Origin of the sequence: Roseomonas nitratireducens, assembly GCF_017813355.1 — a bacterium.
GTDB classification, from domain to species: Bacteria; Pseudomonadota; Alphaproteobacteria; order Acetobacterales; family Acetobacteraceae; genus Neoroseomonas; species Neoroseomonas nitratireducens.
Window position 1 is genome coordinate 1 of the sequence record NZ_JAGIYZ010000026.1, and the last position, 11681, is coordinate 11681.

An 11681-nucleotide genomic window follows, 5' to 3' on the forward strand; every position below is an offset into this window, starting at 1 on the left:
CGTGGCCGCGCTCGGCGGCGCGGCCTGGTTCCTGCAGCCCTTGTGGCGGCCGCTGCTCGGCGCCGCACCGGCGCCTGCGCTGGCCGAGACGCGGCCGGCACCCGCGCCCGAGCCGGCGCGCAGCCTCATGCCCGCGCCCGCCCTGCCGGGCGTGGCCGGCCCCGTCGTGCTGGTGCCGCCCGCCACGCGCGTGACGAATGGCGCGACGGCGACGATCACGCGGCTGCACGTCTCCCCGGCGGGGGAGGCGCCGGGCGGGGAGGACTGGCTCGGCGCGGCGCAGATCACCCCCGGCAATGCCGTGCTGGTGCGCGCGCCGCCGGGGCGGGGTTGCCTGTTCGACCTGCGGGCCGTCTATGTTGACGGCGCCACCGAGGATCGTCCTGGAACAGACCTGTGCGCCGTGTCGGAACTGCGATTCGAAGGGGGCAAGACGGCCTCCGCCGCGCCGCGGCGGTGACGCTGGCGGCCCTCGCGCTCGGCGCGCAGGCGGATGCGCGGGCCCGCAGCTTCACCTTGGTCAATGCCGGCCCCGCCACGATCCTCGCCGTCGAGGTCTCGCCGTCGGGGCGGGGCCAGTTCGGGCCGTCACTGATCGGGCGCGTCGAACTGCCGCCCGGCAATGCGCTGCACATCACCATGCCGGCCCGCGCCGCCTGCCGCGGCGACCTGCGCATCCTGTGGGATGGCGGGCGCGTGGAGCAGCGCGCCGACGAGGATTTCTGCCAGGGGCCGCGCGTGCTGCGCCTTTCGACGCCCCAACCGTGAAGGAGCCCGCATGAGCCCGACCGAGACCTGGCGCGCCCGCGCCGGCACGCGCTTCGCCTGCGAGAAACGCCCCGCCGCCGGCACGCGCGGCATGGTGGTGACGAACCATCCGCTCGCCTCCGCCGCCGGGGCGGAGATGCTGGCCGAAGGCGGCAATGCCGTGGACGGCGCCATCGCCGCGCTGTTCGCGCTGTCCGTCGTCGAGCCGATGATGGTCGGGCTGCTCGGCGGCGGCATGGCGCATCTGCGCCTGCCGGACGGCACGCATACGGTCATCGACGGCATGGCGACCGTCGCATCGGCCGCGCGGCCCGACATGTTCGCGCCGGCCGAGCCCGGCAACCCGCGCAACCTCGAGGCCGTGGGCCGGGCCAATGCCGTGGGCGGGCTGGCCGTGGCGACGCCCGGCAACCTCAAGGCGTGGTGCGAGATGCTGGCGCGCTTCGGCACGCTGCCGCTGGCCGATGTGATGGCGCCGGCGATCCGGCATGCGGAACGCGGCTATCGCGCCACGCCGTATCTGGCCGAATGCGTCGCCGAAGCCGCGCCGGACATGGCGCGGGACCCCGCGATCGCCGAGATCTACCTGCCTGGCGGCGCGCCGCTGCGGCCCGGCCATCGCGTGGTGCAGGGCGCCTATGCCGAGACGCTGCGGACGGTGGCGCGCGAAGGCGCCGCGGCGCTGGACGGCGCGCTGGGCGATGCGATCGCCGCGGGGATCGCGCGCGCGGGCGGCATCGTCTCGGCGGAGGATGTCCGCGGCTACCGCACCATCGAGCGCGCGCCGCTGCGCGGGCCCTATCGCGACGTCGAGGTGCTTCTGCCGCCGCCGCCCGCCGCGTCGGGCGTGCATGTGCTGCAGATGTTGAACATCCTGTCGCACCACGACCTGCGCGCGCTCGGCTTCGGTACTGCGGACACGCTGCACCTGCTCGCCGAATGCCTGAAGATCGCCTTCGCGGATCGTGCTGCCGCGTCCGGCGACCCGGCCTTCGTCGACGTGCCGGTGGCGCGGCTGACCTCGGCCGCCTATGGCGCGGAGCGCGCCGCGTTGCTCGACATGACGCGGGCGCAGGCCTGGGGCGCTGGCGTGGCCGGTGCGGAGAGCCCGAACACGACGCACCTGACGGTCGCGGATTCCGAAGGCCGGATCGTCTGCGCGACGCAGACCATCAATTCCACCTTCGGCGCGCGCTTCCTCGTGCACGGCACGGGGATGATCCCGAACAACTACCTCGCGACCTTCGACCCGCGGCCGGGCCGCGCGCTGTCGATCGCGCCGGGCAAGCGCGTGACGACATCGATGTCCCCGATGATCGTGCTGCGCGAAGGCAAGCCGGCCTATGCACTCGGCATGCCGGGCGGCCTGCGCATCTTCGGCTCGGTCATGCAGGCGATGCTGAACCTGGTGGACCACGGCATGTCGTTGCAGGAGGCGGTGGAGGCGCCGCGGCTCTGGACCCAGGGCGACGCGGTCGAGATCGAGCCCGCCTTCCCCGAGGATGTGCGCGCCGCGCTCGCCGCGCGCGGGCACACCTTGTCCCGCCTGCCGCATGTCGGCGGCGGGATGTGCGCCATCGGCTTCGGCGCGGATGGCGCGATGGAGGGTGCGGCCTGCTGGCGCGCCGACGGCACCGCGATCGGCGTCGGCGGCGGGCTGGCAAGGGAAGGGGTGCGCTTCTGGCCGGATTCGGCCGGGCCGCGCTGAGCGAGGCCGGTCAGGCCTGCGCGGTGGGCAGCGCGATCCGCACGCGCAGACCCGGTGCCGCGTCCTCGAGCGCGATGGAGAGTCCGTGCAACTCCGCGACGGCCTTCACGAGCGCGAGGCCGAGGCCGCTGCCGGGCGTGGAGCGCGCCGCGTCCAGCCGGTGGAAGCGGCGGAAGACGCGTTCCCGCTCGGCCTCGGGGATGCCGGTGCCGTCATCCGCGACGATGATGGCCTGCGGCGTGACGCTCAGCGCGATGCGTCCACCCTCCCGCCCATGGCGCACAGCGTTCTCAACGACGTTCGCGAGCATCTGCGTCAGCAGCGCCGGGTCCCCGACGATTGTCACCCCGGGGGCGACGGTCGCGTCCAGGCGCTGCCTGCGCTCCGCCGCCGCTGGCGCATAGACCTCGGCGACGGACTCCACGATCGCCGACAGATCAACCTTCGTGAAGCCGGCGCGGCGCGTGCCCGATTCCACCTGCGCGATGCGCAGCAGCGCGGAAAAGACCTCGAGCAGCGCATCGGCCTCACGCTGCGCGGCGGCGATCGCTTCGGCGGTCGGCGCCTCGGCGGCGGCGTCGAGCCGCTGGCGCAGCCGCGTCAGCGGTGTGCGCAGGTCGTGCGCGATGTCGTCGGTCACCTGCCGCAGCGCGGCCATCAGCGCCTGGACGCGATCAAGCGTTGCGTTGATGCGCGCGGCGAGGCGGTCGAACTCGTCGCCCCCCGTGCCGACCTGCAGCCGCCGGTCCAGTTCGCCGCGCTGCACGGCGGCGAGCACGCCGTCCATCGCCGCGGCCCGCCGGGCCACGCCGCGCCCGATCAGCCAGCCGCCGGCGAGGCCGAGCGCGAGCACCGCGCCGCCGACCCAGAGCGCGCCGGCGAGCAGCCGCTGTTCCAGCGCGCGGGCAAGCGAGAGGTCGCGGCCCACGACCAGCACGCCGCCGGCGGGCAGGGGGGCGGCGAGCATCAGCACCGGCACCTCCCCGCCATCCGGGCGGCGCGCGACACCTTCCCGCCATCCCGGGGCGGCGGCCGGCCGATCCGCCAGGTTGCCCGCGACGCGCTGCCCGTCCGGCGCGGCGAGCAGGTAGAATTCCTGGCCCGTCCGGTCGGCTGCGAGGCGCGCCTCGATCGAGAGCGCGATGCCGCGCGCCCCGGACAGCGCGCCGGACTGCAGCAGCACGCCCATGCCGCGCTCGATCTCGGCAGCCGCCTGGCGCGCGGCGAAGCCCGCCGTCGTCCACCAGGCGACCCCGCCGACGAGCGCCGTGCCCGCGAGCGTCAGCAGCAGGTGCCACAGCGTGACCCGGAAGGCGGTGGTGCGGGCGAAGGCCCAGCGCGTCGACGCCTCAGCCATCGGCGCGGATGACGTAGCCGGCGCCGCGCACCGTGTGGATCAGCTCCCGCCCGAAGCCGCGGTCGATCTTGGCGCGCAGGCGGCTGACATGGGTTTCCACGACCGACGTCTTGGGGTCGAAGTGGAAGTCCCAGACGCCTTCGAGCAGCATGGTGCGCGTGACCACCTGGCCTTCCCGGCGCATCAGGAATTCCAGCAGGCGGAACTCACGCGGCTGGAGCTCGATGCGCTGGCCGGCGCGCGTCACGGCGCGGCGGATCAGGTCCATCTCGAGGTCGCCGACGCGCAGCACGGTCTGTTCGGCCTGCAACGGCGGGCGGCGGGCAAGCGCGTTGACGCGCGCGAGCAGCTCGGCGAAAGCGAAGGGCTTGGCGAGGTAGTCGTCGCCGCCGGCCTCGAGCCCCTCGACCCGGTCGCCGACGCCGGCGCGCGCGGTCAGGAAGATGACGGGCGTCGCGATGCCGGCTGCGCGCGCCGCGCGCACCATCGACAGCCCGTCGAGCTTCGGGATCATCCGGTCCACCACCATCACGTCGTGCCCGCCGCCGGTCGCGAGGAACAGGCCGTCCTGCCCGTCCGTGGCGCGGTCCACCACATGGCCGGCTTCCTCCAGCCCGCGCGCGACGAAGCGGGCGGTCTCGGCATCGTCCTCGACGAGCAGGATGCGCAAGGGCACCTCCGGCGCTGCTGGCCCCAGCATACGGATCGGTAAGCGGCGGGACAGGGGGCGGGCATCGCCGGGGCGCTTCCATGCGCCCATCGCCCCGCCAGCCAGGCGGGGCACCGACATCCCAGGAGACCGACCCATGGCCCTCTTCCGCACCCCGCCGCGCCGCGCGCTCGCCGCCGGCGCGCTCGCCCTCGCGCTCGGCACCACGGCGCTGACCGCGCTGCCCGGCCTTGCCGAGACCCGCGCGGCGCCGCCCATCGTCGCGCCGGCGCGCCTGGCGGGGCCCGACTTCGCGGATGTGGCGGCGCGCGTCGCGCCGTCCGTCGTGCGCATCTCCGTCGCCGAAGCCGCGCGCCCGGCCGCGCTCGACGCGCCGCGCCGCGCCGGCCAGGGCTCGGGCTTCGTGATCGACGGCGCGGGCTACATCGCCACCAATGCGCATGTCGTGGGCGAGGCGCAGCGCGTGCGGGTCGGCCTCGCCGACGGGCGGGAATTCGAAGGCCGGGTGATCGGCCTGGATCGCGCGACGGACATCGCGCTGGTGAAGGTCGAGGCCGGCGCGCCGCTGCCGGCGGTGACGCTGAGCGACAGCGACGCCGCGCGGGTGGGCGAATGGGTGATGGCGATGGGCAATCCCTTCGGCCTGGGCGGCTCGGTCACGGCCGGCATCATCTCGGCCCGCGGACGGCAGATCGGCGCCGGTCCCTATGACGACTTCATCCAGACCGACGCGCCGATCAACCCGGGCAATTCCGGCGGCCCGCTGTTCAACGCGGCGGGCGAGGCGGTGGGCATGAACACGGCGATCTTCTCGCCCTCCGGCGGCAATGTCGGCATCGGCTTCGCGGTGCCGTCGAACATGCTGCGCCAGGTGACGGCGGAGTTGCGCGAGCATGGCCGCGTGGACCGCGGGCGGCTCGGCGTCGCGCTGCAGCCTGTCGATGCCGAGATGGCGGCGGCGCTCGGCCTGGCCGGGCCGGGCGGCGCCCTGCTCTCGACGGTGGAGCCCGGCAGTGCCGCGGCGGCCGCCGGGCTGCGCCCCGGCGATGTCGTGGTCGCGGTGGCCGGGCGCGAGGTGAAGGCGCCGCGCGATCTCGCCGCCGCCATCGGCGCCGCGCGGCCGGGGAGCACCGTCGCGCTCGACGTGGTGCGCGACGGCGCGCGGGCGGAACGGAGCGTCACCCTCGGCGGGGCGCAGCGGCGCGAGGCGGCGGCGGCTGAACCGGCGAGCGGCGCCACGCCCGCGCTCGGCCTCGGCCTCGCGGCGCGTCGTGAGGGCGGCGTCGCGGTCGCCTCGGTCGTGCCGGGCAGCATTGCGGCCGAGCGCGGCCTGCAGCCGGGCGACGTGATCCGGCGCGTCGGCGGCCGTGTGACGGAGACGCCGCGTGACGTGGTCGAGGCGGTCGGCGCGGCGCGGGACGCCGGGCGCGGCTCCATCGCGCTGCAGGTCGAGCGCGAGGGGGCGAGCCGCTTCGTGGCGCTGCCGCTGCGCGCGGCCTGAGCGTCCGGCGGCCGGGACCAACCCCTTCCCGGGCGCCGGCAGGCGCCGGCCCCGCCGCGACACGGGCGGCGGCCGGTGCCGACGTGCCGCCCGGCCGCGCCGTGCGGCCGGGCGTGCCGGTCAGAAGGTCAGCACCGCGCGCATGCCGAGCACGACCGCATCGGGCAGGGCGCGCGTCCGGTCGCGGCGTTCATCGGGCTCGCCCGCCGCGGGATTGAACAGCAACTGCGCCAGCGGGCGGAGCGACAGCCGGTCCTCGATCACGACGGCGTCGTAGTTCAGTTCCACCACCGTCTCATGGCTGCGCACCGGGCGCGTCGTGCCGAAGGCGATGAGGTCGCGGTCGAAATCGCGGGAGCGCGCGCCGATGCGGGCCCACGACACTCCGAGGGAGAGCGTGTCCCCGCCGCGCCCGAAGGGGCCGCGCCAGGCGAGGCCGCCATCGAGCTGGAGATCGACCGCGTTGCGGTCGCCGGGCTGCGCGAAGGCGCGGCCGAAGACGGACACCCAGCCTTCCTCGCCACGCCAGAGCGTCGCTTCCGCCACCGCGTAGCCGCCGTAGTTGTTGCCGAAGCGCCGCGGCGTGCCGCTGCTCGCGGGATCGGCGAGCGAGAGGCCGGCATCGTCGAAGCGGACGGAATCGAAGCCGCCCGTGTGGTACCAGCCGCCGAGCTTCAGCACCCAGGGGCGGGGCGCGTCCTCGCCTTCCGGGGCTTCGCCGCCGGTCACCGCCTCGGCCAGGTAGAAGGCGCCGCCGCGCGTGCTGAACAGCGTGCCGTAGCGGTTGTGCCGCTGCGGGTCCGTGCCCTCCCCATAGGCGCCGCCGGGGTCGCCGGAGAAGACGCCGAGGCGCAGCCCCGTCGCGCCCTCCGGATCGCCGAGCGCCAGACGGATGCCCGGCGTGGCGAGCGGATAGGCCGGCCCGCCGGAGGGCAGCGCGCCGGCGAGCGCGACCGGCCATCCGAAGGTGCCGTTGACGAGGTTCGCCGCGCCGGAAGCGGCGGCGAATTCCGCATCCGCCGCCAATTGCCCGAAGCGGAGCGAGCCCCACTCGCCGAGGGACCGCTCGGCCCAGAATTCGAACAGGCGGACGGTCGAGAGCGCCTCGATGTTCGAGACCGGGGCGAGGCTGCCGACGCGCGTCGCGGTGGGCTGCCGGCCATAGATCGCGAAGGCGCTGGCCGCCATCCGCCAGCCATCGAGCCCGGCCAGCGTGCCGAGGTCCGCCGTCAGGTCGAGCCGGAGCTGCCCGACCGCCGCCGCGCCGCGCCGGATGCCGCCCGAGACGTTCGCCATCGCATCGCCGGTGAGCGTGCCGGCGAGGCAGAGGCCGGGGGCGAGCGCGGTTCCCGACTCGCAGGCGGGCGGGGTTTCCTCGGCCCGCGGCGCGGCGGGCAGGGCCAGCAGGGCAAGGGCGGCCAGGGTGGTGCGAAGGCGCATCGGGCGGATTCCGTTCACTTCATCCGCCCTTAGTCCCCCGGAATGAAGATTTCGTCGACGCGCCGGCTCAGGCGACCGGCGTGCGCCAGGCGGCGTGCGCGTCCGTCGTGCCGCGCACGACCGATTCATAGGCCTGCTGCAGCCGCATCGTGATCGGCCCTGGCTTGCCATCGCCGACGGGAAGCCTGTCCACGCTGGTGATGGGCGCGAGTTCCTGGCCGGTGCCGCAGAGGAACACCTCGTCGGACACGTAGAGCTCGGTGCGGTCGGCGCGGCGTTCCTGCACCGGCAGCCCGTGTTCGGCGGCGAGCGCAAGGACGGTGTCGCGCGTGACGCTTTCCAGGATGTCGCTGTCGCGCGTGGGGGTGATGACGACGCCGTCGCGCACCAGGAACAGGCAGGCCGCCGCCGTCTCGCTGACCTTGCCGTCGCGCGTCAGCAGGATCGGCATGTCGTAGCCATCCGCGCGCGCCTGCAGCGTCGCGATGCGCCCGGCATGGTAGTTCGCCGTCGCCTTGATGCGCGCCGGCATGGTGTTGTCGGCGATGCGGGTCCAGGAGGAGACGCAGGCGGCGATGCCGCTTTCCCGCTTCGTCGAGCGTTCGCGCGGGATGGCGGCGCAGACCCAGCCGACGGGGCCGGTGGTGGATTGGTTGCCGCGCGCCTCGATATGCACCTGCAGGCGGATGTAGCAATCGTCGTCCGGCGCGTTGGCGCGGATGGAATCGAGCACGCCCTGGCGCAGCGCGTCGCGCGAGGGTGGGCTGTCGAAGCGCATGAACTTCATGCCCTGGTCGAGCCGCGCGAGATGTTCCTCGAGCCGGAACACCGAAAGCCGCTTTGTCGAGGGGTTCATGTAGGCGCGGATGCCCTCGAAGACCGCGGCGCCATAGGCGAGGCCGACGGACAGGGCGTGGACCTTGGCGTCCTCGAAGGGAATCGCCTTGCCGTTCTGGATGATGGTGTGCGCGGTCCAGGCCATGGTCGTCTTCCTTCAGGTCAGTCGGGATGAGGTCGGTTTCGCGGGCTTCGTCGCGAGGTCGGCGGCGAGGCCCAGCGGCGCGTCGGCAAACAGCCGCGCATCCATCGGGCGCAGATCCGGCGCGATGGCGGGGCGGAAGCCCATCGCCGCGATCACGTCGCGCTCGGGGTCGAGGCCCGGCGCGATCTCGGCCAGCACGGGGCCTTCCGCTTCCAGGCGGAACACCGCGCGTTCCGTCACGTACAGCACCTTCTGCCCGCGCTGCCGCGCATAGGGGCCGGAGAAGGTGACCTGCTCCACCCGCGCGACCGCCTTGGGCTTGCCGCCCGCGGTCAGCGTGCCGCCGAAGACGAGGTTGCGCGCGCCCTGGCTGATGTTGATGAAGCCGCCGGGCCCGATCAGCTTGTCGCCGAAGCGGGAGACGTTGACGTTCCCCTCGGCGTCGAACTCGGCGAAGGAGAGGAAGGCGAGGTCGAGCCCGCCGCCGTCGTAGAAATCGAACTGGTAGGGCTGGTCGACCTGCGCCTGCGGGTTCATCGCCGCGCCGGCCTCGTTCCCCGAGGCGGGCGCGCCGCCGATATTGCCCTGCTCGTTGGTCAGGCAGACGGCGTCGAGCACCGCTTCCTCGGCCGCGACATTGGCGATGCCCGTGAAGATGCCCGATCCGAGGTTGCAGACGGCGCCGCGGAACAGCTCGAGCGCGCCGCGGCGCGCCACGACGCGCCGCGGGCCGGGGCCGAGGCGCGGGATGTCGCCGAGCGGGATGCGGAACTCGCCTGAATAGGCGGGCGAGTAGAAGGTCCCGAAGGTCTGCCACTGCCCCGGCTCGACGACGACGAGATCCACCAGGATGCCCGGGATCTTCACCATCTTCGGGTGGATCGAGCCTGCGCGCGCGATGCGTTCCACCTGCACGATCACGATGCCGCCGCAGCGCTTCGTCGCCTGGGCCTCGGACAGCATCTCGAGCGTCACCGCCTCCCTCTCCATCGAGACGTTGCCGTCCTCATCCGCCGTCGTGCCGCGCAGGAAGGCGACATCGACGTGGTAGGGCTTGAAGAAGAGGTATTCCTCGCCGCGGAAGTCGACGAGCTCGACGAGCGGCTCCGTCGCACTCGGCGATTGCGCGCCGCCGCCCAGGCGTGGGTCGACGAAGGTGTGCAGGCCCGTCTTGGTCAGCAGGCCCGGCCGTCCGGCCGCCATTTCCCGCATCAACTGGCTGAGCGCGCCCTGGGGCAGGGACCAGGCCTCGATCTCGTCGCGGAAGGCCATGGCGGCGACGGGCGGGCTGTTGACGTAGGAGCCGGCGATGTTGCGCTTCAGCAGGCCCTTCTGCGCGAGGTGCCCCAGGCCGCGATTCTCCCCATCGCCCACGCCGACCGGGTGCAGCGCGGTGATGGCGCGCGGCGACCCGCTCTCTCGGAACCGCTTGCCGAGGGCCGCGAGCAGCGCGTCCGGCACGGCATGCCCGCCGCCGGAGCCGCCGATCAGCAGCGTATCCCCGTCGCGGACCAGCGCGGCCGCTTCCTCGGCCGTGGCTCGGCGCATGGCGTTTCCTCGTCACCCTTCGGCGCCTAGGCTAGCCGCACGGCGTGTGGCGGCAAGGGGAGGACGCGATGGACGGCGAGGTTCACCTGTTGAAGGGGGCGGATGGGGTCGCCGAGCTCGTGATCGACCGCCCCGCCAAGCACAACGCCGTCACGCCGGCCATGGCCGCGGCGATCGCGGCGCATGCGCGCGCGGTCGACGCTGATGGCGATGTGCGCTGCCTGCTGCTGCGCGGCGCGGGCGACCGGGCCTTCTGCTCGGGCACGGACCTCAATGCGCTCGCCGCCTATCCGGATCTGTGGGCGTTCCGCAACCGCGTCGAATACAGCACAGCGATCCGCGACATGCGCAAGCCCGTCGTGGTGGCGATGAAGGGCTGGGCGCTGGGCGGCGGCTTCGAGATGGCGCTCGCCGCCGATATCCGCGTCGCCGGGCGCAGCCTCAAGGCCGGCTTCCCGGAAGTGACGCGCGGCTGGGTCGGCGGCGGCGGCGCCAGCCAGATGCTGCCGCGCCTGATCGGCTACGGCCAGGCGATGCGCCTGCTGCTGACGGGGGAGAATGTGGCGGCGGAGGAAGCCCGCGCCCTCGGCATGGTGGAGATCGTCGCGGAGGATGCGGAGCATGAGGAGCTGGCGCGCGGCATCGCGCGGCGCATCGCCTCCTTCAGCCCGGTCGCGACGCAGAGCGTCAAGGCCTCCGTCCGCATGGCGCTGGCCGCACCGCTGCCGGCGGGCCTCGCCTATGAGAACGAGATGAACGTCCTGTGCTTCGCCGCCGGGGACCACATGGAAGGCATCCGCGCCTTCGCCGAGAAGCGGGACGCCGCCTTCAAGCGCTGACCCGGCCGCGCTAGATTGGCGCGGCAAGGCCGGAGGAGGCACGCATGAGCGCGGCGAAGGACATGGCGGGCGATGCCCCGCTGCTGCTGCGGGAGGATGGCGCGGACGGCGTGACGGTGCTGACGCTGAACCGGCCGGCGGCGCGGAACAGCCTCTCGCTCGTGATGCTCGAGACGCTGGAGAACGCCTTCGCCGCGATCGGCGAGGATGCCCGCGTGCGCTGCCTGGTGCTGGCGGCGAACGGGCCGGTGTTCAGCGCGGGGCATGACCTCAAGGAAATCACGGCGCACCGGCAGGACCCGGATGGCGGCCGCGCCTTCTACGACCGAGCCATGTCGACCTGCGCGCGCGTGATGCAGGCGATCACGGCGCTGCCGCAGCCCGTCATCGCGGCGGTGCAGGGGGTGGCGACCGCGGCGGGCTGCCAGCTGGTCGCGACCTGCGACCTGGCGGTGGCGGCGGAGGATGCGCGCTTCGCCACGCCGGGCGTCGATATCGGCCTGTTCTGCACCACGCCCTCGGTGCCGCTCGCGCGCGCGGTGCCGCGCAAGGCGGCGATGGAGATGCTGCTGACGGGCGAGATGGTCGATGCGCCGACCGCGCTGCGCATCGGCCTCGTCAACCGCGTAGTGCCGGGGCCGCTGGTGATGGAGACGGCGCTCGGCCTCGCGCGGCACATCGCCGCGCGCTCCGCGCTGACCGTGCGGACCGGCAAGCGGGCCTTCTACGCGCAAATCGAGCAGCCGCTGGCGGAAGCCTACGCGCAGGCCGCCTGCGTGATGACCGAAAACCTGATGGCCCATGACGCGGCGGAAGGCATCGGCGCCTTCGTGGCGAAGCGCAAGCCCGTCTGGGAAGATCGCTGAGG

10 protein-coding genes and 1 pseudogene are annotated in these 11681 nt (G+C 74.0%); 6 read left to right on the forward strand and 5 right to left on the reverse strand.

Translation table 11 applies throughout. The features are described from left to right. The 3 genes and pseudogenes from J5Y09_RS20445 to ggt form a co-directional block, all read left to right on the forward strand. Positions 1 to 460 (forward strand): annotated as a pseudogene (locus J5Y09_RS20445) (hypothetical protein); the annotation flags it as partial. After that, a complete protein-coding gene (locus J5Y09_RS20450) occupies positions 457 to 768 on the forward strand; it encodes a hypothetical protein (protein ID WP_209353714.1) in 312 nt (103 codons plus the stop codon). The pseudogene J5Y09_RS20445 and the gene J5Y09_RS20450, both read left to right, overlap by 4 nt. Before the next feature lie 10 nt (positions 769 to 778). Continuing rightward, positions 779 to 2476, forward strand: coding sequence for a gamma-glutamyltransferase (gene ggt, locus J5Y09_RS20455; RefSeq protein WP_245217289.1), 1698 nt, complete (start codon positions 779 to 781; stop codon positions 2474 to 2476). 10 nt (positions 2477 to 2486) lie between these two features. On the opposite strand, the gene J5Y09_RS20460 is transcribed toward ggt, so the two are convergent. Together J5Y09_RS20460 and J5Y09_RS20465 are read right to left on the reverse strand one after the other, a co-directional pair. Then, entirely contained in the window at positions 2487 to 3833 is a 1347-nt protein-coding gene (locus J5Y09_RS20460) for a sensor histidine kinase (RefSeq protein ID WP_209353715.1), read from the reverse strand. Next, the gene (locus tag J5Y09_RS20465) at positions 3826 to 4503 is read right to left on the reverse strand and encodes a winged helix-turn-helix domain-containing protein (protein WP_209353716.1); all 678 of its coding nucleotides are present in this window, start codon (positions 4501 to 4503) and stop codon (positions 3826 to 3828) included. The genes J5Y09_RS20460 and J5Y09_RS20465 overlap by 8 nt, the downstream gene beginning before the upstream one ends. A gap of 136 nt (positions 4504 to 4639) precedes the next feature. On the opposite strand from J5Y09_RS20465, the gene J5Y09_RS20470 reads away from it, so the two are divergent. Continuing rightward, complete coding sequence (locus J5Y09_RS20470) at positions 4640 to 6004, forward strand: trypsin-like peptidase domain-containing protein (protein WP_209353717.1); 1365 nt, start codon at positions 4640 to 4642, stop codon at positions 6002 to 6004. A gap of 120 nt (positions 6005 to 6124) precedes the next feature. Here J5Y09_RS20470 and J5Y09_RS20475 read toward each other — a convergent pair whose 3' ends face one another. The 3 genes from J5Y09_RS20475 to J5Y09_RS20485 form a co-directional block, all read right to left on the reverse strand. Next, complete coding sequence (locus tag J5Y09_RS20475; RefSeq protein ID WP_209353718.1) at positions 6125 to 7444, reverse strand: carbohydrate porin; 1320 nt, start codon at positions 7442 to 7444, stop codon at positions 6125 to 6127. 67 nt (positions 7445 to 7511) lie between these two features. Then, the gene (locus J5Y09_RS20480) at positions 7512 to 8426 is read right to left on the reverse strand and encodes a branched-chain amino acid transaminase (protein ID WP_209353719.1); all 915 of its coding nucleotides are present in this window, start codon (positions 8424 to 8426) and stop codon (positions 7512 to 7514) included. Between the two features lie 12 nt (positions 8427 to 8438). Beyond that, positions 8439 to 9974: an acyl CoA:acetate/3-ketoacid CoA transferase gene (locus J5Y09_RS20485; RefSeq protein WP_209353720.1), complete on the reverse strand. Its 1536-nt coding sequence runs from the start codon at positions 9972 to 9974 to the stop codon at positions 8439 to 8441. 68 nt (positions 9975 to 10042) lie between these two features. Here J5Y09_RS20485 and J5Y09_RS20490 point away from each other — a divergent pair, with 68 nt between their 5' ends. Both J5Y09_RS20490 and J5Y09_RS20495 read left to right on the forward strand, forming a co-directional pair. Next, entirely contained in the window at positions 10043 to 10813 is a 771-nt protein-coding gene (locus J5Y09_RS20490; RefSeq protein WP_209353721.1) for an enoyl-CoA hydratase/isomerase family protein, read from the forward strand. Between the two features lie 44 nt (positions 10814 to 10857). Continuing rightward, positions 10858 to 11679: an enoyl-CoA hydratase gene (locus J5Y09_RS20495; protein WP_245217290.1), complete on the forward strand. Its 822-nt coding sequence runs from the start codon at positions 10858 to 10860 to the stop codon at positions 11677 to 11679. Positions 11680 to 11681: the final 2 nt, after the last annotated feature.

What these genes read in the sequence shown, in the direction of transcription:
- ggt (WP_245217289.1), top strand. Translation starts at nt 779, where the DNA reads ATGAGCCCGACCGAGACCTGGCGCGCCCGCGCCGGCACGCGCTTCGCC.
- J5Y09_RS20460 (WP_209353715.1), bottom strand. Translation starts at nt 3,833, where the DNA reads ATGGCTGAGGCGTCGACGCGCTGGGCCTTCGCCCGCACCACCGCCTTC.
- J5Y09_RS20470 (WP_209353717.1), top strand. Translation starts at nt 4,640, where the DNA reads ATGGCCCTCTTCCGCACCCCGCCGCGCCGCGCGCTCGCCGCCGGCGCG.
- J5Y09_RS20475 (WP_209353718.1), bottom strand. Translation starts at nt 7,444, where the DNA reads ATGCGCCTTCGCACCACCCTGGCCGCCCTTGCCCTGCTGGCCCTGCCC.
- J5Y09_RS20480 (WP_209353719.1), bottom strand. Translation starts at nt 8,426, where the DNA reads ATGGCCTGGACCGCGCACACCATCATCCAGAACGGCAAGGCGATTCCC.
- J5Y09_RS20485 (WP_209353720.1), bottom strand. Translation starts at nt 9,974, where the DNA reads ATGCGCCGAGCCACGGCCGAGGAAGCGGCCGCGCTGGTCCGCGACGGG.
- J5Y09_RS20490 (WP_209353721.1), top strand. Translation starts at nt 10,043, where the DNA reads ATGGACGGCGAGGTTCACCTGTTGAAGGGGGCGGATGGGGTCGCCGAG.
- J5Y09_RS20495 (WP_245217290.1), top strand. Translation starts at nt 10,858, where the DNA reads ATGAGCGCGGCGAAGGACATGGCGGGCGATGCCCCGCTGCTGCTGCGG.